The following is a 24,060-nucleotide window of genomic DNA, read 5'->3' as shown; positions in this document are numbered from 1 at the left end:
TTTATTTTAACGACTAAACCTTTATTTCTCAAATACTTGCGTATATTGAAATTTTTACTTTTTTAGAAAAAAAGGAAGCCAGGCAATGGCCTAACTTCCTCAATCCGCAATACTAATTAACTATGCCGTCGATTCTGATTAACTTCCATGATAACTGGTAAGATAACCGGACGCCGTTTAGTTTGCTCAAATAGGTACCCACTTAAACCTTCACGAATATCTTGTTTTAAGTGGCCCCAATCAAATTCTTTATTATCCAAATTATTTTGAACTGTTTTGGTCACAATATCAGCACTCTCATGCATCAAATCACGACTAGCCTTAACGTAAACAAAACCGCGGGTCGTAATTTTTGGCCGTGAAACGATCATCCGCTTTTTGCGATTGATTGTGACAACGGCAATAAAAATACCATCCTCAGATAAAACTTTTCGATCACGTAATACAATATTACCAATATCACCGACACCAATGCCATCAATCATGGTATTGCCAACCTCAACCTGGTTGGCCATGCGCATCCGCTTATTTTGGTACTCCAAAACGTCACCTTTACCAGTGATAAAGATGTTTTCGTAAGAGATTCCCGTTTCGTGTGCAATATCAGCGTGTGCAGCCAATAAACGGTATTCCCCCTGAACTGGAATAAAGTATTGTGGCTTGGTTAAATTAATCATCAGTTGCAAATCGTTCTTATTCCCGTGCCCAGAAGCATGAATATCATCGCCAACGGCCTTAACTTCGCCACCAGCTCGATAGATCATATCTTTTGTTTTAGCAACCGTTGTTTCCATAGCGTGCGATGGTGTTGTCGTAATAAAGACAAGATCGCCTTCTTTAATGCTAATCAAACGGTGACGACTTGTTGCCATCCGCTGCAAAGCCTTAATCGGTTCACCCATCTTACCAGTCTCTAAAATAACCGTCTCTTCAGGTGCTAACGTTTTGAGATCTTTAGTTGCAACTAAAATATCTTCACTAGGCAAAGTTAGCCGATTTAAACGCATTGCTGTTCGAACAATCTTTTCAAGGTCGCGGCCAGTTAAAACAACTTTTCGTCCGGAACGATAAGCAGCATCAATAACTTGTTGCACCCGCGCAATATTTGACGCAACCGATGCAACAATAATTCGGCCCTCATGATATTTAAAGGTATCCAAAATGTAGGCAGCAATTGCCCGCTCACTGGCCATCGTATACGGTGATTCTGCATTGGCCGAATCACTAATCAACGCTAAGACACCCTTTTGACCGATTTCTGCTAAACGCGCAAAATCAGTTTGGTATTCTGGCGTTGCGGATTGATCAAACTTAAAATCACCGGTATAAACAATTTGTCCAGCATCAGTCTTCAAAACAATTCCTAATGAATCGGGAATTGAATGGGTTGTCTTAAAGAAGGAAACTGTTGCGTGATTAAAATCAATCTCAGTGTCCTTATTAATGACGTGAAAATCCTTAAACTTTTTAGATGCCGTGTAACCATTTACGCTTAATTTAGCTAGTGCAATCGTCAATTCTGAACCAAAAACCGGGACATCAAATTTACTAACGAAATAAGGCAAGGCCCCAATAGCATCAGCATGACCATGCGTTAAAAATACGCCAACAACGCGATCAATATTTTCCTCCAAGTAAGTGAAATCAGGAATCACAATATCAATACCTAACAATTCATTTTCCGGGTACATTAAACCACAATCTAAAATATAAATTTCATCATCCACTTCAACAACGTACATGTTTTTTCCATTTTCACGAACGCCGCCTAATGGCATTATTTTAATTCGACTACTCACTTAATTCACCTCTTTTTCTTAAAGATCAAGAATATTTAATAATAACTCTGTTTCTGCCTTTGTTGGCATCAATAACGGTAAACGAACCCCACCAACCGGAATACCAATTTGTTTTAACGCGGCCTTCACCGGTCCTGGAGACGGTTGTGCGAAAAGTTGTTTACCCTTTGGTGTTAATTGCCGCATAATTTCCGCGGCCGCGGCCACTTTATTCTCGTCAATTAATTGATACATTTTTTTAATCTGTTGACCAAATAAATGGCTGCTAACAGAAATAACCCCCTGCGCACCAATTGTTTTCGCAGCAAAAGCATCTTCATCTTCACCTGTGAAGACAGCAAAATCATTTTCCTTTGTACCTTCGACAATTTGCCCTAAATTAGTTGCACCTGTGCAGTCTTTTATTCCAATAATATTTGGTAATAAAGATAACTGAATGGCAGTTTTAACTAACATTGTCACGCCGGTCCGACCAGGTATATTATAAATTATAATTGGTAATCCAGCCTGTTCGCTCACCAGTTTATAATGTGCATACATACCACGCTGATCTGGCTTATTGTAATAAGGTACAACGATTAACGCAGCGGCAATACCTTGAATTTTAGCAACTTGCTGTGTAAATTCAATGGTTTGCGCCGTATTGTTGGAACCAGTATTCGCAATAATTGGTACACGCCCACCAACTAACTTAACTGTCTCTTCAAATAAATTAAGTTTTTCTGAAGCTGATAAGGTTGGACCTTCGCCAGTCGTCCCACCAACTAAAATAGTTTCCGTACCAGTCGCCAATAGGTGGTCAATCAGCGTTGCTAAGCGTTCATAACTGACTTGGCCATAATCATCAAAGGGTGTCACCATTGCTGTGACTAATGAAACATTATTTAAGAAACTCATGAAGCCCCTCCTGTATTAAATTCATTCAAAAACTCATCCGTACCCTTAAATAAAAGCTAATACAAACATTGGCTAATTAACTGATTAAGGTTTCTGCTTTATTTTATGATACCACAAAAAAATAGGCTTTAACATATAACTGTAAAAAGCCAAAAAATGACCGTAAAAAAAAGACGTGATTCAAAAGAATCATGTCTTTTAACGTTATTAACGACGTAAACCTAAGCGTTGAATAAGGTCACGGTAACGTTTAATATCAGTCTTGCGTAAGTAAGCAAGTAAGTTACGACGATGACCAATTTTTTTCATTAAGCCACGATATGAATGATAATCCTTCTTATGAACACGAATATGTTCATTTAAAAGGTTAATCTCTTCCGTTAATACTGCAACTTGTACTTCAGTTGAACCAGTATCTCCATCTTGACGTGCAAAGTCTTTAATGACTTCATTTTTACGTTCTTTAGAAATTGCCAAAATATTTCACACCCTTCCACTATCTTAAAGTGCCTGTGACTGAGTAAAACGTTGGTGATTCGCTAAACCAAGTGACAGGTTCGTGCTTAAGCACAACTATTACTTTACGTGATTCTTTTATAAATTGCAAGACCTATCTAATAATAAGTCAGACGTACAGACTATCAAGAAAAATAGCTTTACAAGTTTTTATTGCAATGTTTCTAGGTCTTCTGTATAATAAACAACGTTGAAAACAAATAGCAATTTATTTAATTTGCTTAACTTGGAGGTGAAATTCAATGCCTAACTTAAAATCCGCAATCAAACGTGCTCGTAATAACGAAAAAGCCAATGCACATAATGTTTCACAAATCAGTGCAATGCGTTCAACTGTTAAACAATTTGAAAAAGCACAAGCTGCTGGTGGCGCTGATAACTCAGAAGAATTATACCGCGCTGCTGTTCGCTCAATCGACATGGCCAAATCAAAAGGCCTTGTTCACGCAAACAAAGCTGCCCGAGATAAATCACGCTTATCCAAATTATTGGCTAAATAAGTTTATTTCAAAAAAAGAGTGTTAAGGCAAATGCCTTAACACTCTTTTTTTCGTTCCACAATATTGAAAACTAAGCACATTCAACTAACAATGGCCTTATCAACGAACTGCATGACAAATAATTGGAAAAGTAATTCTGGTTTTTCTTGCGTTGACTTCATTTTATATTCCATGTCCACTAGACCTAAATAGGCCGCGCGTAATGCTTCCTGCTGAAAATGACGCGCCTGACCAATTGCTAACTTTACTCGGTACGGATGAACTTTTAAAACTTGGGCTAAACTTCCTTGGCTATAACCATTTTTTTGTAAAATCTTAATTTGTAGTAATAAACGAAATTGCCCTAACAAAATGGCGTTAATTTTGAGTGGTTCTTCTTTTTGCAATAATAAATCGCTATAAAGCTGGACGGCCTGGGCTACATTTTGCGCCATCACAGCATCTACCAATAAAAAAACATTTTGCTCTAGGCTCTGGGCGACTAATTGATCTACTGCTTTTTGTGAAATTTCATGATCTTCCAGCGCATAAAGTCGCAACTTAGGCAATTCATCCATCATAATCGATAAATTAGCCTCCGTTCGTTGTAAAAACAATGCCATTGCTTGTGGTGCCATCGTTAACTGCTGGCGCTTTAAATAATCAGTTACATAACTTTGCGCACGTTGTTGAGTCAATGGCTTAACATCAACTTGCTGGGCAACTCGCTTTAATTGTTTGGTTACTTTTTTTCGTTCATCTAATTTGGCGTATGGCGCAAAAATAACTAACTGGGTCGAATCAAGTGGGTTTCCTAGGTAAGTTAAAAGACTGGCAACATCATGTTCTACCTTCGATTTTTTTGCTTCTGCAGTCAAAAAAATACTATTTTCAACAAATACTACCCGCCGCTCACCAAAAAACGGCGCCGACATAGCATCATTTAGCGCAACTGCTAAAGGGGTCACCGTCATATCATAAGCACCAAAATTCATTGTTAACTCTTCCTCCGATAATAATTGGCGGAAGGCTTTTTTTACTTGTGCAACTAAATAAGCTTCTTGACCCTGAACTAAATAGACTGGGGCAATTTCTCCATGTTTTAATTGTTTCTGTAACGCTGCTACATCCATATCATTACTCCTTGTGTCGAAAAGTTTGCCACCCGTCAGTTGATGACCAGAGCAACATTCCATTTTCGGCCGTATTATAAAATGGTATCTGTAAATCCTGATAGCGTTGAATGACATCTGAATGGGGATGACCATATCGATTATTCCGACCAGAAGAGATCAAAATACGCTCCGGTTGAACGGTTTCTAAAAATGTTTGTGCTGAAGCAGTTCGACTGCCGTGATGGCCGGCCTTTAAAAAATCCGCCTTTAACCGTTGCCGCTCACAAAGAGTAACTTCATTGGCCGCATCCAGATCTCCTGTAAACAACCACGTCTTACCCCCAATTTGACCATAGAGAACTAAGGAGTCTTCATTAGTCCCCAGGCCTGGCCTCTCAGGGTGTAATACCTGTAACTCTTCCTGCGGTGTTACTTGGATTTTTGCTCCTGTCTGTAGTGGACGCCACCTAATTTGTTGTCGGTAAGGCCAGATTCGATGCCGAAACTGGGGATTATTCTCCATTCCAGCTGGAAAAGCAACTTCTTTAACGGTCATTTCTTCTAATAAAACGGCCAAATCACCAATATGATCAGCATCTTGATGACTGAGACAAATTCGATCAATTCTTTTTATTCCCCGACTTTTCAAGTAATTGATTGTTACTCGCTCTGCCCGGGCGCTTCGCTTCTGCTTACGCCACTCAGCTTGATTAAACGTTAATCGTCCTCCTGTATCAATTAATGTTATCCGTTTATGTAGCCGACTTTCGATTAAAATACTATCACCTTGACCAATATCAAAAAAGATAACCCGGTCGACTAATGGATAATGAATTAGTAAAAAGATGGTCAAATAGATACTACCTAAAAAAAGTCCCATTGAAATACGATATTTTTTAGATACAGTTAACATGATTGCGGTCAAAATAAGTAGGATCAGGGTTATTGTTCCAGTCAAACGACCAAAAACGATCATCCATTGCGGCCTTGCCAAGTAAAGAAGACTCGTTTGAAAAGCGGCTAATCCCCAATTAATTAACCAACTGAACCCTGGTAGAAATGAAAAACACCCTGCCCCAATTAGCGTTAACGGTAAAACGGCGTAAGAAAATAACGGCATTACCAATAAATTAAGTAAAACCAGTAAATAGTGCCATTCATAAACGTGATGTAGTAAAATTGGCAAGCTAAACAGATTTAACCATAACGTTTTAAAAACAGCATTTTTATCTCGTAAAAATAATAATAAAAATGATAATAAATAAGATAATTGACCGCCAAGTCCCAAGAGAACGTACGGTTGAACTGCAAAATTAAATAATAAAACCCAACCAAAACAATCTAACGCCGAGATTTGAAAACTAAAACGCCGATTTAAAACACGTAACCAGCATAAGCTAACCGCACGAATTAAACTAACGCTGGAACCCGCAAAAATAACGTAGGCTGGCAATAGCAGTAACAACAACCAATCACGAGTTTCTTTCGTTAAATGTAATCGCAATAACAATTGGGAAAATAGTCCAACAAAGTAAAAAACGTGTAGGCCGGATAGACTAAACAAATGAATCAATCCTAAACGCTTAAATTGTTGTGCAGTATCCTGAAATGAATTAGTTTGAATACCCAAAACTAAACATTTGAAATACTGCCTAAGTAACGGTGGGTAATGATCAGCTCGACAACTCAGCACTTGGCGAGCATGATGTAACCAACCAACTAGCGACCACTTTTGGGCCTCAATTTGCCTAATTTGTTCAATCTGTACAATGTAATTAATGCGGCGTTGTTGCTTTAAGTAAGTTGCATAATCAAATTCATTTTGATTAGTTGCGTGTTCAGGACGACTACAGGTCCCACTAACTTGTAAAATAACTGGGTGTGTCAGGTGTTGAAAATAGGCCTGTTCCGCTTTTGTCTGTAAATAATAAACGGCTAAAACACGTGTCTTATCGGCTAATTTTCCTTCAAATTGAAGTGAATCACCGTTTAGCTTGAAGGCATCTGGCCAAACTAATATTCGTTGATAATTTATCGGCCTTTTTACTGGTCGTTGTTTTTCGACCCCCAAAAATGAACCTACAAAACAACAAACTATAACTGTACCTAAGATTAATTTAGGTTGTCGTGTCCAGATCAACCTCACAATAGCAACAACCAGAAATAACCAACTCATCAGATTACCAATAAAAACAACAAAGCTAAGGGCTACAACAATTAACGCGACAAAAATCACTCTATCTTTCATCGCGTTGAATAACTACTCTAAATTCAGATTAAATAAATCTTTTAGGTTAAATTGGTTAAAGTAATCTGGATTTAATTTAACTTGATCCAACGTAACTCCTGACTTTTTAATCAATTTTAACGCATAATCATCATCGCGGTAATCTTTCAAATAATGAATTGTTTTAATACCGGCCTGAATTAACATTTTCGTACACTGCAAACAAGGAAAATGAGTCACATAAATCTCCGCACCAGTCGTTGCAACTCCGAATTTAGCGCATTGCAAAATGGCGTTCATCTCAGCATGAATCGTCCGTAAACAATGGCCGTCAACTAAGTAACAACCAACATCAATACAATGATCATCCCCAGAAACGGAACCATTATACCCTCCGGCAATTACACGCTGATCACGAACTATCGCCGCCCCAACAGTCGCTCTTGGACAGGTACTACGTAGTGATAATAAAACAGCCTGGAGCATAAAGTATTGATCCCACGGTAAACGCTGTGTTTTTATTTTTTCCATAATACCTCAACTTCCTTAAATCATTTGCCTATCAGTATAACAGACTTTAAATCAGGTAAAAAGTTAGACTGTAATGCTGTCCTTTAAACTTTCAAAGGTCTTTTCACCAATTCCCGAAACCTTCTTTAAATCTTCAATCTGTTTAAACCCACCTTGTTCAGTACGAAAATTAATAATTAATTCGGCCTTCTTCTGCCCAATTCCAGTTAATTGTTGTAATTCCTCTGCCGTTGCTGTATTCAAATTAGTTTGACCGGTTGCTTGCTGCCCGTCAGCCGAGCTAGTTGTTGCAATAATACTGCCACTTTCGGCCGGTGTTGGCTGCTGTTCCGCCAGACCTAATTCTGCTGGGACCTCTTCTCCAACTTTAGGGATAAAAATAATTTGTTGATCACTTACCTGTTGAGCAAGATTTACCTGTTTTTGATCGGCATCCTCGGCCAATCCCCCGGCCTTACGAATAACATCAAATAAACGAGTATTGTCAGTCACCACATAAATGCCTGGTTTTTTTACTGCTCCTTTAACATCAACGAAACCTTTTTGTACCGTTTGACCAGTTTGTTGTGCCTCAGTCGCTGTGTTCTGATATTGTGCACTGGTCGAGCTATTTTGAATAACACTTGAGTTTGAAAAAACAGCTTCATTTTTAGTAACTGGCCGTTGAAACATCGCCTGATAACCAACGATACCTATAATTACAAGCAACAGACCAATCACACCGCAATACCAATAACGTTTAATCAGGCTCAACCAATCAGTAGACATTCCTCATTCCTCCTTTCGCCACATTAATAAAATCCGCAAAAAAAGCCAACCAATACTTTTGAAAAGTTACTAACTTTAAAATTAGTAACCATTCAGTATCAGTTGGCGCTTATTAATTATTATTTGGCCAAATAATTTACTGCGTCAGTAAAATTCTTAACTGGCACAATCTTCATATGACTATGAATCTTTTTAGCCGCCTTTTTAGCAACCTGATAGTTATTTTGATAGCCTGGATCAGCTTTCTTCATCGCGGCCGTAGCCGGAATATCTGGTGCAAAGAAAATTGTTGCTCCTTCATGATTGGCAGCCACAACCTTTTTATCGATCCCACCGATTGGTCCAACGGCTCCATTGGAAGCCATCGTGCCTGTTCCAGCTATTTTACGTCCTTTACGTAGGTGTCCACCTGTTAGCTGGTCATAAATGGCCGTTGTGAACATTAGCCCTGCAGAAGGACCTCCGATATCACTAACGGTTACCTTAACCGGTGTTTTTGTTTTAATCGTTGAATGATCCACTAGGGTAATACCCAAACCGGATCGCTTTGTATTTGGTAAATGAATTAAACTCTGCGTCGTTTTCTTGGTCTGACCTTTATGCTGATAAGTGATAGTTACTTTTGTACCGACTGGCTTATCCTTGACGTAATTAATAAATGCCGTAGAACTTTTGAAATGATGACCGTCAATCATTGTTACAGTATCACCAATCGCCAGTTTTCCGTTAAACTGTGATCGCTTCATCAACGACATCACATAAATACCCAGATACTTCCGCTGGTAACTACGCCCGGCCTTTTTATAGGCAACCTGAATCGCATCGTTAATTGCTGATTGCATTTCGTAAGTTTGTAGTTTTAAACGTTTCACTGCTATCATTACCCATCAGGTCATCTTTGCTGATTGTCTCTGAAAACGGCTGAGTCTTACTCCACAAATACGTTATTGGCCGTGCTTGCTGTAAGGCCACTGTTGTTAGCATATATTTGCCGGCCCGTTGATCTTTTTTGTGGTCAACCCTAACAAAATTACTCAAGTTCTCTGCTGTTCCTGGCGTCTCCAGATAAAAGGGTAACGGTAAAAACAAACCAATGATAAGGACTAAAACACCAACTAAAACTAGCCATTTAGACCAGCGTTTCTTCATAGTTAGCCTTCTTCCGCCTTATATTTCTTTCTTAACTCACACGCAACTGCCGGTGGTACCAAATCTTCAATATTACCACCAAACTTAGCAACTTCTTTAATTAAACTAGATGAGAGAAAGGCGTACTTCTTTGCTGCCAATAAGAAGACGGTCTCAATCTGCGGCGCTTGGATTTTATTCATCGCCGCAATATCTTCTTCATATTCGAAATCACGAACGTTTCGAATGCCACGTAATATAAATTGTGCCCCTAGTTTTTCGGCAAAACGGACAGTTAATTTGGCATCTTGGGCAACAACGCTAACGTTGGGTAGTTCAGCAACTGCTGTCCTAATCAAAGTTAATTTTTCATCATTAGTAAATAACGGTTGTTTGGAAGTGTTAGTCATAACGGCGATAATTAATTTATCAAATAAATGGCTCGCCCGCCTAACCGTTTCTAAATGTCCGTTAGTAAACGGATCAAAGCTCCCGGGAAAAATCGCAATTCGCTGTGTCATACTTCTGCCGCCTCCTGATAATGGTATAGCGTAACAGCAGTTAAGCCGTACGTTTGGCGTCGTGTTTGCTTAAAATTAGCTAAATTTTCTGGTAAAACAATCGTACTATCCGTTTCGCAAACAATCACGGCCTCATTTTCAATTAAACCCAGCTCGGCCATTTCGCGTAAATCAGAAGTGATTTGTTGTTTTGCGTACGGTGGATCTAACAAAATTAAATTAAATTTACAGTGTTGACCCGCCAATTTTTGCAGGGCATTCTGGGCACTCATTTTCAAAACAGTAAATTGTTTTTCGGCCTTAGTTAGTTCAATATTTTCGTGAATAACCTTAATTGCCGCAAATTGGCGATCGACTAAAGTCGCGCTAGCCATCCCCCGGGAAACAGCCTCAATACCCAGTGCACCGCTGCCAGAAAATAAGTCTAAACAATTGCCACCGGCAAAGTAAGGCCCAATCATATTGAAGATTGATTCCTTTACTTTATCCGTTGTTGGCCGTGTAGCACGACCGGGTACTGCTTTTAATTTTCGACCACCAAAATTGCCAGAAATAATTCGCATTAACTAATATCCTCTTTTAAATCTTATTTTCTTTACGTAAATCTTGTGTTGTCAGTAAAACCCGGGTTTCATTTGTTTCTCGATTAGAAGTCTCGAAATCATCCAATTTACCCACCCGATCACCAAAATTCATATCTAATTCTGGTCGGTGGGAAACTTCTGCCCGTTTAACAAAATGTAGCTTTTTTAACTGCTGCAAAGTCTGTTCTGCTATGGCCTGATCAACATATAAATAAACGTACTTCATTTTTCGTGAACTGTAGTAAATAATACCAAAACGACGTAATTGCTTAATCTGTTTCATACTGTATAACCAAACCACAATTCCTTGGCGTGGCGTTACTTCAAATGCCATAATGTCATCCTTTCACTTGGCAATGCTTTCCTGGACGACCAGTGGTAAAAAATGGATTACCAGTCGCCACCTTAACGTCCTTGGAAACACTATTTGCAATTGCAAGTCCAATTTCGTCCAAAATAGTTTGCAAATCCATTTCTGAACGCCGAAAATGTGCTACAGTTGGATCCAAATCAACTTGCCGCTTGGCGTGACGAGCCGTACGACGAAGCTTTTTAAAATCAGGCGCGTAAGACCCATAATCCTTAATTAGGTCAAATTTTTCACTTGCTTCCCGAAAACCTTGAATCTTTTTTTCTGCCGCTGTATCTACCGCCAAGTTGGCTTTAGCGGCCAAATAAGTTTTATAAACGTCACTTTGCTTTAACGAAGCGGCCAACGTATCAACTTGATCCGTAACTTCTAGTAAATTTTCAGTAATTATCAATTTTTAAACCCCAGTCATCATTCCGGTTTTAATTCTAACAATAAATCGTTGGTATCAACCCGGTCACCCTCTTGAACGTAAAGATGACTGATACGACCAGTAAATGGCGCCTGAATCGTTGTTTCCATCTTCATGGCCTCTGTAACCAACAACGGATCACCTTGTTGGACAACCTGATCCGTTTCAACCAAGACGTTTAAAACAGTCCCTGTCATTGAAGCACCAATTTGTTCTTGATTTGTTGGTTCTGCCTTCTGACTGACGACATCAGACTGTTTAGCGTTTTTATCCTTAACGACAACTTCGCTTCGTTGACCGTTAACCGTAAAGTAAAGTGTTCGGTTGCCTTCAATATCAGGTTCGCCAACCTCATTTAAGATTAAAATTAAAATTTTACCTGGCCGTAATTGTACCTCGACCCGTTCGCCTAATCGCATTCCTTGGAAGAAGGTCGGCGTATCTAGCATTGAAACATTCCCGTACTCAGACTCACGACGTGTATAGTCTAAAAAGACATCTGGATATAAAATATAACTTAAAACATCCTCTTGCGTTGGTTCAGAATTCATCTTAGTGGTCAGTTCTTGCTTAACCGCCGCAAAGTCAACTGGCTTTGCTAAACTCCCCGGTCTCACGGTTAAAGGTTTCTTTCCCTTTAAAATAATCTGCTGTAATTTTTCTGGGAACCCACCAACTGGCTGGCCTAAATCACCCATGAAGAAATTAATAACCGAATCAGGGAAATCAATTGTTGCACCATCGTGGTAGACATCCTCTTCCGTTAAATCGTGTTGGACCATAAATAAGGCCATATCACCAACTACCTTTGAAGACGGCGTTACTTTAACAATGTCACCAAACATGCTGTTAACTGTCGCGTACATTAATTTAACTTCTTCCCACCGATTACCTAGCCCCATTGCGTGGGCTTGCTGCCGTAAATTGGAGTATTGGCCACCTGGCATTTGCGCGGAATAGTTATCTGGTAAAGGTGCATTTAAACCATTAGCAAAATCATCATAGAACGGGCGAATACCTTCAAAGTAGTGATTTAACCGTTCTGTTGCTTTAACATCCAATTGAGGTTGGCGTACATTACCATCTAACGCATAATAAAGGCTTTGCATACTTGGCTGACTTGTTGTTCCAGACAACGCACTTTGCGCCACATCAACAACGTCAACTCCTGCAGCAATCGCACGTTGATAGGTCATAACCCCATTACCAGTTGTATCATGTGTGTGCAAATGAATTGGTAAATCAACCTTATCCTTTAAAGAACTAACCAATTCATAGGCAGCTTCAGGCTTTAATAGACCAGCCATATCTTTAATTCCAATGATCGTTGCGCCAGCGGCCTGAAGTTCTTTAGCCAAATCTAAGTAGTACTTCAAATTATATTTTTGCTTATCTGGATCAAGAATATCACCGGTATAACAAATGGCAGCCTCGGCAATCTTATTATTATCACGAACAGCCTGGATGCTCTTTTCAAGCTGGGGCACCCAATTTAAACTATCAAAAATTCGGAAAACATCAATTCCATCAGTTGCGGCCTGTTTAATGAACGCAACCAACATATTATCCGGATAGTTTTTGTACCCAACAGCATTACTACCACGGAACAACATTTGTAATAACGTATGGGGCATTTTTTGCCGCAATAACTTTAAACGTGTCCAAGGATCTTCGACTAAAAAGCGATAGGCAACATCAAACGTTGCACCACCCCACATCTCATAAGAAAATAGATTGGGCATTGCCCGTTGCATTGAATCAGCAATCTTAACCATATCGTGGGTTCGCATCCGCGTTGCAAAAAGACTTTGGTGGGCATCGCGTAACGTTGTATCGGTTAATAAAACCTCAGACTGTTGGTTCAACCAATCATTAACTGCTAGTGGTCCCTTGGCATCCAATATCGTCTTGGCTGTAACTAGCTTCTTAGGGAAAGGCTTAAATTGTTCCCGGTAATGGCCTTCGGGATAATATTTCTTCTCGTGACTTTCCACATCGTCATAGCCATTAACCGTAATATCGCCAATATATTGCATTTTTTGCGAGCTATTATCAACTCGTTTAGCAACCTGAAAAAGAGCCGGTGTGTGATCAATAAAGGTTGTTTCGGCCTCACCAGAAAGGAAAGTTGGGTGTTGAATAACATTTTCCATAAAGGCAATATTTGTTTTTACACCGCGAATTTTAAATTCATGAAGCACACGTTGCATCTTTTTTACGGCCTTTTCAAATGTATAAGCGTGGGTACAAACCTTAACTAATAATGAATCAAAGTAAGGGGTAATTACAGCACCAGCATATGCATTACCACCATCCAAGCGGACACCATTACCACCTGGAGAACGGTAAGTTTCGATGGTGCCTGTATCCGGCATAAAATTATTCAATGGATCTTCAGTTGTTACCCGACATTGTAGCGCGGCACCATGAAATTTAATGTCCTTTTGTTGCGGTAAACCGATATCCTTAAATAAATCTAAGCCCTGGGCGATTTTTAACTGCGTTTGAACAATATCAATTCCAGTAATCATCTCAGTAATAGTATGTTCGACCTGAACTCGTGGATTTACTTCAATAAAGTAAAACTGATCTTGTTCTGGCTCGAATAAAAATTCAATTGTTGCGGCGTTTTGATAGTTAACGTGTGCCATAAAACGAACCGCCGCACTCGTTACACGTTCCCGTTGTTCTGCCGTTAAAATAACACAAGGGGCAACTTCAATTACTTTTTGATTACGGCGCTGAACCGAACAATCCCGTTCAAAAAGATGGACAACATTGCCGTGTTGATCTGCCAGCACTTGAACTTCAATATGTTTGGCGGATTTAATAAAGCGCTCAACGTAAATTTCGTCACTACCAAAGGACTGCATGGACTCACTTCGGGCACGATCATAACTTTCAGATAGATCTTCAGGACGAGAAACAACACGCATTCCGCGGCCGCCACCACCCATGGCCGCCTTAATCATCAACGGATAACCATATTTATCACCGAAGGCTTGTAATTCGGATAGATCCTTAATTGGTTCATCTACACCTGGAATTGCCTGAACGTTGGCCTCTTTGGCCGCACGTTTAGCAGCCACTTTATCACCAAACATTTCTAATAACTCGGGTGTTGGTCCAACAAAAGTAATGCCTTCTTCTTGACAACGTCGGGCAAACTGTGCATTTTCCGACAAAAAGCCATAGCCAGGGTGAATTGCATCGGCCCCACTCATTTTTGCCACACGAATAATATCCTCAATGTCTAAATAAGCCGCAATTGGTTGTTTCCCCTTGCCAACAACGTAGGCCTCGTCAGCCTTAAAGCGATGAATTGAATATTCATCCTCTTTAGCATAAATTCCTACCGTTTTCAAACCTAGTTCTTGACACGCACGAATAATTCGGACCGCAATCTCCCCGCGATTTGCGATTAATACTTTTTTCATGCTCTCAGCACCTTTCTCATTTTCAAATCAATTAAATAACCAAAACTACTTGTTTTTAACTAAACTAGTTTTCTTTTCCGTTGCACTGATGTTTAGGGCAACTCCCATTGAAAGCGCCAAAACCAACATTGAGGAACCCCCATAACTGATAAACGGAAATGTGACCCCAGTTATTGGCAACATTCCGCAAACCCCGCCAAGATTAAACGACGTTTGAACAACAATCATGGTACCAATTCCAATACATAACAACGCACTAAAAGGATCCTTAGATCGAACGCCAACTAAAATAATTCTTGCTGCCAAAAAAAAGATCAAAAAGATCAGTAAGGCAACCATGACAAAACCTAGCTCCTCAGCTGTTATCGAAATAATGAAGTCAGTATTTGGTTCCGGCAAATAGCCACGTTTTTGAATACTATTGCCTAGACCAACACCAAACCAACCACCATTATTAATGGCGTAGTAAGAATTAACCAATTGTTTACCACCCTTATTGGCCAACTCAAACGGATTAATAAACGACAGAATTCGTTGGTATTGGTAATTATTTTCTAGTGATTTTATTATGTGGTGGGTTAAAAAATAAAACACCGCCCCAACACTAGTCCCTAATAGTGCAATGAGCGTTAGCCCAATTCGGTAAGATAAACCACTAGTTAAAATTAACATTATTGCAATGGATAAAAGAATAGCCATGCCGCCCATATCTGGGGAAACGAGAACCATCCACATCATAACGGCAGCAATGATAATCGGCCCAACTAACGCACGAATAACTTCGCTAAGTTGTGATTCGACCATTCTTCGTTCACGCCGACTAAGTATGTACGCAAAATACCAAATCAACACCAATTTAGCAAATTCACCAGGTTGAATATTTATTGGCCCGATGTTAATCCATGCGGCAGCTCCATTAACAGAATGGCCGAAAAAAATTAAATAACCTAACATAAGGAAAACGACAATTAACGCCAGCATAATCAAACGCCGATTTCGGAGCACCTTTAATTTCATCGCGTAAACGAACGCGGCCAATATCAGCCCAACGATGGTCCAACTAATCTGCTTAACTAAATATGATAGCGGATTTTGACCAACCAAATTGGAGCTAGCACTATAAACCATAACCACACCTACACCACAAAGTAGTAAGTAAGGGATTAAAATATAATAATCAATTAACTGTAACTTTTTTCGCACTTAAGATCCTGCTTCCTGTCATTTCTTTTGCCTTTGCTTTTCAAAGCTTTCATTATAAATCTCATTTAGCCGTTTCTCTAAGTCACGAACTAAATTGTGCCCGGTCTTTGGGTCGACCATACTCGTCCGAATAGCAAAGGTAACTTCCTTGGAGTAACCAAACATCTGTGTATCCACAACCTCTTCAAACGCTGGACACTGACTCAAGCAAAGTGAAACCTGTTGTTTACCAACAAGCCGAATAATATTCTCAGCATCATCTTCCAGTGTTTTCAGTGCGTTTTGGCGCTCAGATAAATCGGCCATTCACTATTCCCCCTTTTTAATACTTTATTATAGCATAGCAAACCAGTTAGATTGGCAGAAATCGTATGCTGCTTTTTCTAGTTTACAATAAAAATGAGGTGGGGACAAAACCAAAATTGAAGCTTTACCATTTTTAAAAATTTCACTAACTAAAAACAGGGTAATCCAAATCACTTGGACTACCCTGTTCATTATTTAATTACGCTTTTTTGGAGGCAATTTTTTTGTGCTTTGCAGTCCGTTCACGTTCACTAGTATCTAAAATTTTCTTCCGCAAACGAATACTCTTCGGTGTTACTTCACAGTATTCATCTTCGTTTAAAAATTCGATTGATTCTTCAAGTGTCATTTTGCGTGGAATCGCAATGGCAGATGAATGATCTTTACCAGAAGCACGTGTATTGGTTTGCTTTTTACCCCTAGTTACGTTAACTGAAATATCAGTTTCACGATTACTTTGACCAACAATCTGACCTTCATAAATATCAATTGCTGCACCTAGGAATAATTCACCACGACTTTCAATGCCTTCAAGGCTATAAGTGGTTGTTTTACCAGCATTGATTGAAACTAAGGCGCCATTACGCCGACCTGGTTCCCAATTCTTAATAACTGGTAAGTACTTAGCATAAGTATGGTTCATGATGCCATAACCACCAGTTTGTGATAAGAATTCAGATGAATAACCAATTAAACCACGTGAAGGTGCTAAGAAAGTTAGGCGCGTTTGGCCGTTGCCTTCACTTTCCATATTTTGCATCTCGCCTTTGCGTTGTGAAAGTGAATCAATAATCGTACCTGTATATTGTTCAGGTGTGTCAATCACAACAGATTCAAAAGGTTCGCACATTACATCGTCAACTTTACGGTAAATAACTTGTGGCCGTGATAATTGTAATTCATAACCTTCACGACGTAATGATTCAACCAAAATTGATAAATGTAATTCACCACGTCCAGATACCGTCCAAGCACTTGCTGAATCAGTATCTTCTACCCGTAATGAAACATCTGTATGCAGTTGTGTTTTTAAACGATCTTCTAATTTACGGGCGGTAACGAATTTACCTTCTTTACCCGCAAATGGGGAATCATTTGCAACAAATTGCATCTGCAATGTTGGTTCATCAATCCGTAAAATTGGTAAGGCTTCTTGATGATCGATTGGTGTAACTGTTTCACCAACGAAAATATCTTCCATCCCGGAAACGGCAATCAAATCACCGGCCTTAGCTTCGTCAATTTCAACTCGCTTTAAACCGAAGAAACCAAAAAGCTTAGTCACACGGAAATTCTTAACTGAACCATCGAGCTTCATAACTGAAACCTGATCGCCAACCTTAATTTTACCGCGGAAAACACGTCCAATACCAATTCGACCAACGTATTCATTATAATCCAACAAAGCAACTTGGAATTGTAATGGTTCATCGGAATTATCAATTGGTGCTGGAATTGTTTTAACAATTGTGTCAAATAAAGGATTCATTGTGTGCTTTTGAGCTTCTGGATCTGATTCCAAACTAGAAGTTCCGTTGATTGCACTAGCATAAACAACTGGAAATTCTAATTGGTCGTCATCGGCACCAAGTTCGATGAATAAATCAAGTACTTCATCAACAACTTCTTCAGGACGAGCACCGGGACGATCAATTTTATTAATGACAACGATTGGTGTCAAATGTTGTTCCAACGCTTTTTTAAGAACGAACCGCGTTTGTGGCATTGTTCCTTCAAAGGCATCAACAACAAGTAACACACCATCAACCATCTTCATAATTCGTTCAACTTCGCCACCGAAGTCCGCGTGTCCTGGTGTATCTAAAATATTAATTTTAGTCCCTTGATAATCAACGGCCGTATTCTTAGATAAAATTGTAATCCCACGTTCTCTTTCGATGGGATTAGTATCCATCGCCCGATCCTCCAAATTAATATGTTCATCTAAAGTATCAGACTGTTTTAACATTTCGTTGACCAATGTGGTCTTACCATGATCGACGTGGGCAATAATGGCAATATTGCGAATATCATCTCTACGATTCACTGTACTCTTCCTTTCAAAGTCAAGGTTTCAGGTAAAATTGCACTCAGCTGTTAATTATAACAGAAAATACAAGCTATGCGTGATTTTTTTCAGAAAACTCACAGCATAAAAAAACTGTGACGTTCGCCACAGTTTTGAAACTTCAGCTTCATTAATTGTTTTGAAATTCTTCAATCGTTTGTAACGCATTCTTATTCGTTACTAACACTGTTCCAGATTTTAACATATCAACCGGACTGCCGTCAATTCTCGTAACTAATAAATTCAAACTTTCTGCTAGTACTCGCCCGGCTGCCATATCCCAAGGTGCTAAATGCGAAATATAACCCACTTCATTTCCTAAAAGCACTTGTTGAAACTCGATACCCGCACTTCCAAGTATTCGCGTACCTGAACTGGCAAGCCCAATTTCCTGTACGTGATCAATGTTTCTAGCAAACATGGGCCCATTGACACCGAATAAGCCTTTGGCCAAAGGTTGTGCGTCTGGTGCAGGTAACAAATGATCATTCAGATAAACGCCCATTTGCGGACCACCAAAAATAAACCGATTATCCATAACTGCTAAAATATTACCGTAAACTGGCCTGCCATCTTCATATAACGCCAACATCATTGCAAAATTATCTCGTTGTTTAACAAAGTTAATTGTGCCATCAATTGGATCAACAAACCAAACCCGGCCGGTCATTGAAGTAACTTGATCGCCAAATCCTTCCTCACTAATAATCTGATCGGCTGGAAAAGTTGCCTGAATCTGACTAACCAGAAAACGCTCTGTCTCTTTATCCAAATTAGTGACTAAATCAGTCCGGCCTGATTTAGTTTGGATATTTAACTGTTCATTCATGTGCTGCTTAATGTTAGTGGCGGCCTCATCCATCCATTTAAGTGCTAAAGTATTAATTGCTCGAACCGCTTTTTCTTCCATTTTAAAACACCTCTACTTTAACGCCATCTTAAAGCGTTTTGTCCGTAAAGACCGCGCCAATTTCACGGCCTGATACAGCGAGTAATCTGTTGCTGCCTCAAACTCTCGGCCCAAGCGCTTTTCCTCCGCCATGGCCGGGACAACCTCTTTAAATGCTGCATAGGTTTTTAAGAATTCCGTTCGATCAGTTCCCTTTTCGTAAGCATCTTCTACTTGGCGGAAAAAATTGGTTACGCGAATAATTTCCGCCGTTGTCCACTGGTCATCAAGTGGGTATTGATAATTCTGTTTCATCTAAGCTCCTATCTGTCCCGTTTCAATTTTGGTCAAAAAATCACGGGTCGCTTGCTTAACAGCCGTCAACTCACTAGCCTCATCTTCGGCCAGTGACACCGTGGTTAGCATTCTAACACCAGCGTCACTAAGGTAAATCGGAGTACTGTAAGCAACTTGTTGTTTATCATCAAAATGGTGTAAAGCAGTAAATGTTGAAATGAGGCCATCTTCAAAAAATAGCGCCCGAATAACCAACTGTAAACTAAGCGTCTGGGTCGCCATTTGCTTGGAATCAGCAATTAGCGTCAACTGTTGTTCCAATTGCTGCATTTGATCGGTATCAAAATCAGTTGTATCACTGGCCACCAAGCTTAAAAGCGGCGATGCACCTAGGTATGCTCGACTCCAAGCAATAATTTTATGATCTGAATTACCTACCACATAGGCCCGAACATCATGGCGGCCAACTCGTAGCCGTTTCTGTAATAAGCGCTCCAAAATCAGAGTATCAGTAAAAGTTCCTAGGCCAAAAATATTGGCCTTTGGTAACCCAGAAAATTTCCATGCTAAGTAAGTAAAAATATCATCATAAGTCTGGAGTAAACATAATTTACCCGCAAACCCCTGACTCATGGCTGTACCAATTAAAGCACGAAAATGAGGTAAAGCCGCTGCCACATAATCGGCCTTAGATTGTTTTTCCTGCTGCGGCATAATGTCAGTGAGTATCAGCAGGTCGGCCGTCTTTAACAGACTTGCATCGCCACTTATTAAATCGACATGTGTCTGCAAATCGGCCGCACTGGCCAACTGATCAAAGGTAGCTTGATCAAACAAATCATCCTTAATCAAAGCGATTTCAATTGGAAAGTTAGCTAATAAACAAGAAAATACCGTCTCGTAGACACTATTCATACCACCACATACCACAATCCGTTTTTTCAAAAATAAGTCCCCCCAAAAAACAACTTAATTGGTTTCTATTTTAAGCCTGTCAGTAACGAAAATAAAAGGTTAAGTTTAAAAGTTGCCATTTTACTAAAAAAATATGCTAAACTATTCTCATAAATTGCGTGAAGCGGAGGAATAGTAAATTGATTACCATGAAAAATATTATCCGGGAAGGTAACGACACATTGCGCTCTCAATCAAAAGATGTCGCCTTTCCGTTATCAGCAGATAACAAGAAATTGGCTCAGGATATGATGACTTTCCTTGAAAATAGCCAAGACCAAAAGATTGCGGAAAAATATCATTTGCGTGCTGGTGTCGGTCTTGCCGCCCCACAAGTTGATGTACCGCTTAACGTGGCTGCCGTTTTGGTTCCTGGACCTGAAGGTGAGGACCCTAGCTTTAAAGACGTCATTATTAATCCAGTAATTATCAGCCACTCCGTTCAGGGTGCCGCTTTATCTGAGGGTGAGGGTTGTCTTTCCGTAGACCGGGATGTTCCCGGCTATGTGGTCCGCCATGACCGCATTACACTGCGTTATTATGACACCAATGGCGAGCAACATAAAATTCGCCTAAAAAATTATCCCGCAATTGTTTGTCAACACGAAATTGATCATCTTCACGGTACGCTTTTTTATGATCACATTAACAAACAGGAACCATTCTCAATGGAAGATGATGATTTAATCATTGAATAACCAGCAGTAACGATCAATTCTATGTTTGAAATAAAAGTGGGGCTGTTGCCATAAGTAGATTATGGTGTGGCCCCGCTTTTATTATTTAACCGCGCTTAAATAACGTTTTAATTAATTAGTCCCTTTTTCGACACTTAGTTTGCGCATATCTTTAATGTAGTTCACGGTTCCTTGGTTAATCAAATAGGCAATATCAAAGTGTAATTGCCCTTTGAATAACCACATATCCGACACAACGAAAACGGGATAACGCGTGTCAATGGCCTTTAATCCTTCTGCCTGAGCAATTTCGTTTAAATCGGCTTCAAATTGTTCACTAATTGAGGCCAGTTGGTCTTTCTTTAACTGTTCCACTTCAAAATGATATTCAAATAAAAGAACACCCCGGCCCCAAATATCGGCCGCAAGTTCCGAACTAGCCCGTTGCGTTTGAGGATCGAATTGAAGCGCCACTTGTTCTTTATTTTGTAACTGCGCTAAACTAACCGTAACAACTTCATCAGTTGTTTGCTGACCATTTGCTTGCAGTATTCGTAATGCACGATTTCGCCGCAAACGACGTAATACAAAGAGTCCACCGCCTAGTAATAGGATAAGCACAATAAAAACTACTATAACGATAATATTCATTTACGAAACCTCTTTCATTAGTTTAGTTATTATAGTTAACTTTACCACAAACAAGTCCGCTAAAAAATCAGCGTGCGTGGTTTGTATACTTATAAAGTGAATTATGCTAAACTTAGGTCACATGTTGTTTCTACAACCATTTGTTCGGTCATTTAGACAATTAAATCGCCGTTAAAAACCCCACCGCAATGTGGGCTTTTTAATAGAGCCAATACATTTTAAAGGAGCGAATCATTTCTATGATTTACAAAGTATTGTATCAAAAAGACAAAGACATCGCACTGCGCCGTGAAAGTACAGAAACACTGTACTTAGAGGCCGATAGCGCTGTTGCTGCACGTGCAATTATTGAACGTAATACCCCCTACAACATTGAATTCATTCAGGAACTCAATGGTAATCATTTAGATTACGAACAAAAAAGTGCCAATTATAAATTAACGGAGTTTTCTGTAAATGAAAAAACTGAACGTCAAGAATAACGAAACCGCCGTTTTTGCCATGGGGGGCCTAGGCGAAATTGGTAAAAACATGTACGGTATTCAATTTCAAGACGAGATTATTTTGGTCGATTGCGGTATTAAATTTCCGGAAGATGAATTATTAGGAATTGATTACGTTATTCCTGATTTTTCGTACGCAATTGCTAATTTACCTAAAATTAAGGCGTTGGTCATCACCCATGGTCACGAAGATCACATTGGTGGCATTCCCTTCTTGTTACAACAAATCAACGTCCCAATTTATGCTGGACCATTAGCACTTGCTTTAATTCGGGGTAAATTAGAAGAACGTGGCTTATTAAAAGATGCGGACCTACACGAAATCGATGAAGATACCGTTCTAAAATTCCGTAAGACAAGTGTCTCTTTCTTCCGAACAACGCATTCAATTCCGGATACCCTCGGTGTTGCAGTCAAAACACCGCAAGGAACAATCGTTGAAACTGGTGATTTCAAGTTTGATCTAACACCAGTTGGTGATCAGCCTGCACCGAATTTTCAAAAAATGGCTAAGCTTGGTGGCGACGGTGTTTTATGTTTAATGTCCGACAGCACCAACGCTGAGGTTCCTAGTTTCACTAAATCCGAACGGTTTGTAGAAACATCAATTCGGCATATCTTTGATCAAATTGATGGGCGAATTATATTTGCTACTTTTGCTTCAAACATTTCACGAATTAAAGAAGCAGCGGATGCTGCCATGAAAAACGGTCGGAAAATTGCTGTTTTTGGCCGTTCAATGCAAAATGCCATTGTCAACGGAACTGACCTGGGTTATTTAGATATTCCTGATGATGTTCTCGTTGAAGGTAACCAAATCAACCAACTACCTGCCAGTGAACTTATGATTCTTTGCACCGGCTCGCAAGGTGAACCAATGGCTGCTTTAAGTCGGATTGCTAACGGTACCCACCGGCAAATCTCCATTCAACCTGGCGATACAGTCGTCTTTTCCAGTAATCCAATTCCTGGTAACACACTTAGCGTCAATCACGTTATTAACGAATTGTCTGAGGCTGGCGCTACTGTTATCCACGGCAAGGTTAATAATGTTCATACTTCTGGTCATGGTGGCCAGGAAGATCAGAAATTAATGTTACGCCTCATGAAACCGAAATTCTTTATGCCAGTCCACGGTGAATACCGAATGCAAAAAATCCACACTGAACTAGCCCAACAAACCCACGTCCCTAAGGATCATACTTACATCCTTCAAAATGGTGATGTGCTTGCGCTAACTAGCGATTCGGCACGAATTGCTGGTCACTTTAATGCGGGTGACGTTTACGTTGATGGTAGTGGTGTTGGTGATATTGGTAATGTTGTTTTACACGATCGCCAAGTCCTTTCAGAAGAAGGCATTGTGATTGTTGTTGCGACAATCAATTTAAAGAAACAAGAAATCTTGGCCGGTCCAGATATCTTATCCCGTGGTTTTGTTTATATGCGTGAATCTGGTGAATTGATCAATCAAGGCCAAAAACGTATTTTCCACGTAATGAAGAACGTTTTTAATAATAACGATACTGTTACTGAAAATATGCTTCGCGAAGCCATTACGGATGATCTACAAGAATTCTTATTTGAAAAAACTGAACGACACCCAATGATCTTACCAATGTTGGTTACCGTCTAAACTAAAAGGCGTGGTGCGCGGGATGAGACTAATTATCCCCTGTATCACACTTTTTTTGTCTTTTTTTCCGTTAAAAAAATAACTTTGAGTAA

The 24,060-nt window shown here is 39.7% G+C and carries 25 protein-coding genes; 4 read left to right on the top strand and 21 right to left on the bottom strand.

Annotated elements, in window-relative coordinates:
- Positions 1 to 116: 116 nt before the first annotated feature.
- The 3 genes from EKM61_RS01805 to rpsO form a co-directional block, all read right to left on the bottom strand.
- Positions 117 to 1,778 (bottom strand): ribonuclease J, encoded by a 1,662-nt coding sequence (locus EKM61_RS01805; RefSeq protein ID WP_068281269.1) that lies wholly within the window; start codon positions 1,776 to 1,778, stop codon positions 117 to 119.
- 39 nt (positions 1,779 to 1,817) lie between these two features.
- Entirely contained in the window at positions 1,818 to 2,696 is an 879-nt protein-coding gene (gene dapA, locus EKM61_RS01800; RefSeq protein ID WP_068224742.1) for a 4-hydroxy-tetrahydrodipicolinate synthase, read from the bottom strand.
- 207 nt (positions 2,697 to 2,903) lie between these two features.
- Positions 2,904 to 3,173 carry a 30S ribosomal protein S15 gene (gene rpsO / locus EKM61_RS01795; RefSeq protein ID WP_068224744.1) on the bottom strand — a complete coding sequence of 90 codons (270 nt, stop codon included), beginning with the start codon at positions 3,171 to 3,173 and terminating at the stop codon, positions 2,904 to 2,906.
- A gap of 281 nt (positions 3,174 to 3,454) precedes the next feature.
- Between rpsO and rpsT the strand changes: the two genes are divergently transcribed.
- Positions 3,455 to 3,712, top strand: coding sequence for a 30S ribosomal protein S20 (gene rpsT, locus EKM61_RS01790; RefSeq protein ID WP_068224746.1), 258 nt, complete (start codon positions 3,455 to 3,457; stop codon positions 3,710 to 3,712).
- Between the two features lie 80 nt (positions 3,713 to 3,792).
- On the opposite strand, the gene holA is transcribed toward rpsT, so the two are convergent.
- The 17 genes from holA to EKM61_RS01710 form a co-directional block, all read right to left on the bottom strand.
- Positions 3,793 to 4,824, bottom strand: a complete 1,032-nt coding sequence (holA, locus tag EKM61_RS01785; protein ID WP_068224752.1) for a DNA polymerase III subunit delta — start codon at positions 4,822 to 4,824, stop codon at positions 3,793 to 3,795.
- Between the two features lie 4 nt (positions 4,825 to 4,828).
- Positions 4,829 to 6,877: a DNA internalization-related competence protein ComEC/Rec2 gene (locus tag EKM61_RS01780; protein ID WP_158234216.1), complete on the bottom strand. Its 2,049-nt coding sequence runs from the start codon at positions 6,875 to 6,877 to the stop codon at positions 4,829 to 4,831.
- Positions 6,878 to 7,066: 189 nt separating this feature from the next.
- Entirely contained in the window at positions 7,067 to 7,564 is a 498-nt protein-coding gene (locus tag EKM61_RS01775; RefSeq protein WP_068224757.1) for a ComE operon protein 2, read from the bottom strand.
- A 63-nt stretch (positions 7,565 to 7,627) separates the two neighbouring features.
- Positions 7,628 to 8,332, bottom strand: a complete 705-nt coding sequence (locus EKM61_RS01770) for a helix-hairpin-helix domain-containing protein (RefSeq protein WP_068376781.1) — start codon at positions 8,330 to 8,332, stop codon at positions 7,628 to 7,630.
- Between the two features lie 119 nt (positions 8,333 to 8,451).
- Positions 8,452 to 9,204, bottom strand: coding sequence for a SepM family pheromone-processing serine protease (locus tag EKM61_RS01765; protein ID WP_318529165.1), 753 nt, complete (start codon positions 9,202 to 9,204; stop codon positions 8,452 to 8,454).
- On the bottom strand, positions 9,158 to 9,481 hold the full coding sequence (locus EKM61_RS12315) for a hypothetical protein (protein ID WP_318529164.1): 324 nt from the start codon (positions 9,479 to 9,481) through the stop codon (positions 9,158 to 9,160). Before EKM61_RS12315 ends, EKM61_RS01765 begins: the two co-directional genes overlap by 47 nt.
- A 2-nt stretch (positions 9,482 to 9,483) precedes the next feature.
- On the bottom strand, positions 9,484 to 9,981 hold the full coding sequence (gene coaD / locus EKM61_RS01760; RefSeq protein WP_068224763.1) for a pantetheine-phosphate adenylyltransferase: 498 nt from the start codon (positions 9,979 to 9,981) through the stop codon (positions 9,484 to 9,486).
- A complete protein-coding gene (gene rsmD, locus EKM61_RS01755; protein WP_068224765.1) occupies positions 9,978 to 10,544 on the bottom strand; it encodes a 16S rRNA (guanine(966)-N(2))-methyltransferase RsmD in 567 nt (188 codons plus the stop codon). Before rsmD ends, coaD begins: the two co-directional genes overlap by 4 nt.
- 16 nt (positions 10,545 to 10,560) lie before the next feature.
- On the bottom strand, positions 10,561 to 10,899 hold the full coding sequence (locus EKM61_RS01750; protein WP_068224768.1) for a YlbG family protein: 339 nt from the start codon (positions 10,897 to 10,899) through the stop codon (positions 10,561 to 10,563).
- 4 nt (positions 10,900 to 10,903) lie between these two features.
- A complete protein-coding gene (locus EKM61_RS01745) occupies positions 10,904 to 11,329 on the bottom strand; it encodes a YlbF family regulator (protein ID WP_068224771.1) in 426 nt (141 codons plus the stop codon).
- Between the two features lie 17 nt (positions 11,330 to 11,346).
- The gene (locus EKM61_RS01740; protein ID WP_068224773.1) at positions 11,347 to 14,784 is read right to left on the bottom strand and encodes a pyruvate carboxylase; all 3,438 of its coding nucleotides are present in this window, start codon (positions 14,782 to 14,784) and stop codon (positions 11,347 to 11,349) included.
- A 45-nt stretch (positions 14,785 to 14,829) separates the two neighbouring features.
- Positions 14,830 to 15,987, bottom strand: coding sequence for an FtsW/RodA/SpoVE family cell cycle protein (locus EKM61_RS01735; protein ID WP_068224775.1), 1,158 nt, complete (start codon positions 15,985 to 15,987; stop codon positions 14,830 to 14,832).
- A gap of 18 nt (positions 15,988 to 16,005) precedes the next feature.
- Positions 16,006 to 16,293, bottom strand: a complete 288-nt coding sequence (locus tag EKM61_RS01730) for a DUF1507 family protein (RefSeq protein ID WP_068224779.1) — start codon at positions 16,291 to 16,293, stop codon at positions 16,006 to 16,008.
- Positions 16,294 to 16,492: 199 nt separating this feature from the next.
- Complete coding sequence (gene typA / locus EKM61_RS01725; RefSeq protein ID WP_068224781.1) at positions 16,493 to 18,340, bottom strand: translational GTPase TypA; 1,848 nt, start codon at positions 18,338 to 18,340, stop codon at positions 16,493 to 16,495.
- Positions 18,341 to 18,491: 151 nt separating this feature from the next.
- Positions 18,492 to 19,271 (bottom strand): inositol monophosphatase family protein, encoded by a 780-nt coding sequence (locus tag EKM61_RS01720; RefSeq protein ID WP_068224784.1) that lies wholly within the window; start codon positions 19,269 to 19,271, stop codon positions 18,492 to 18,494.
- Between the two features lie 12 nt (positions 19,272 to 19,283).
- On the bottom strand, positions 19,284 to 19,565 hold the full coding sequence (locus EKM61_RS01715; RefSeq protein WP_068224786.1) for a UPF0223 family protein: 282 nt from the start codon (positions 19,563 to 19,565) through the stop codon (positions 19,284 to 19,286).
- A complete protein-coding gene (locus EKM61_RS01710) occupies positions 19,566 to 20,492 on the bottom strand; it encodes a Rossmann-fold NAD(P)-binding domain-containing protein (protein ID WP_068224788.1) in 927 nt (308 codons plus the stop codon).
- A 149-nt stretch (positions 20,493 to 20,641) separates the two neighbouring features.
- Here EKM61_RS01710 and def point away from each other — a divergent pair, with 149 nt between their 5' ends.
- Positions 20,642 to 21,199, top strand: coding sequence for a peptide deformylase (gene def, locus EKM61_RS01705; protein ID WP_125636143.1), 558 nt, complete (start codon positions 20,642 to 20,644; stop codon positions 21,197 to 21,199).
- Positions 21,200 to 21,310: 111 nt separating this feature from the next.
- On the opposite strand, the gene EKM61_RS01700 is transcribed toward def, so the two are convergent.
- On the bottom strand, positions 21,311 to 21,829 hold the full coding sequence (locus tag EKM61_RS01700) for a hypothetical protein (RefSeq protein WP_068224794.1): 519 nt from the start codon (positions 21,827 to 21,829) through the stop codon (positions 21,311 to 21,313).
- A gap of 239 nt (positions 21,830 to 22,068) precedes the next feature.
- Between EKM61_RS01700 and EKM61_RS01695 the strand changes: the two genes are divergently transcribed.
- Entirely contained in the window at positions 22,069 to 22,311 is a 243-nt protein-coding gene (locus EKM61_RS01695; protein ID WP_068376778.1) for a DNA-dependent RNA polymerase subunit epsilon, read from the top strand.
- Entirely contained in the window at positions 22,286 to 23,968 is a 1,683-nt protein-coding gene (rnjA, locus tag EKM61_RS01690; protein WP_068224799.1) for a ribonuclease J1, read from the top strand. Before EKM61_RS01695 ends, rnjA begins: the two co-directional genes overlap by 26 nt.
- The last annotated feature ends 92 nt before the right edge of the window (positions 23,969 to 24,060 follow it).

The sequence above is a fragment of the Loigolactobacillus backii genome (genome assembly GCF_003946275.1).
Taxonomy (GTDB): domain Bacteria; phylum Bacillota; class Bacilli; order Lactobacillales; family Lactobacillaceae; genus Loigolactobacillus; species Loigolactobacillus backii.
Note: the sequence above shows the minus strand (reverse complement) of the source record. Positions and strands in the feature narration are given on the sequence as shown.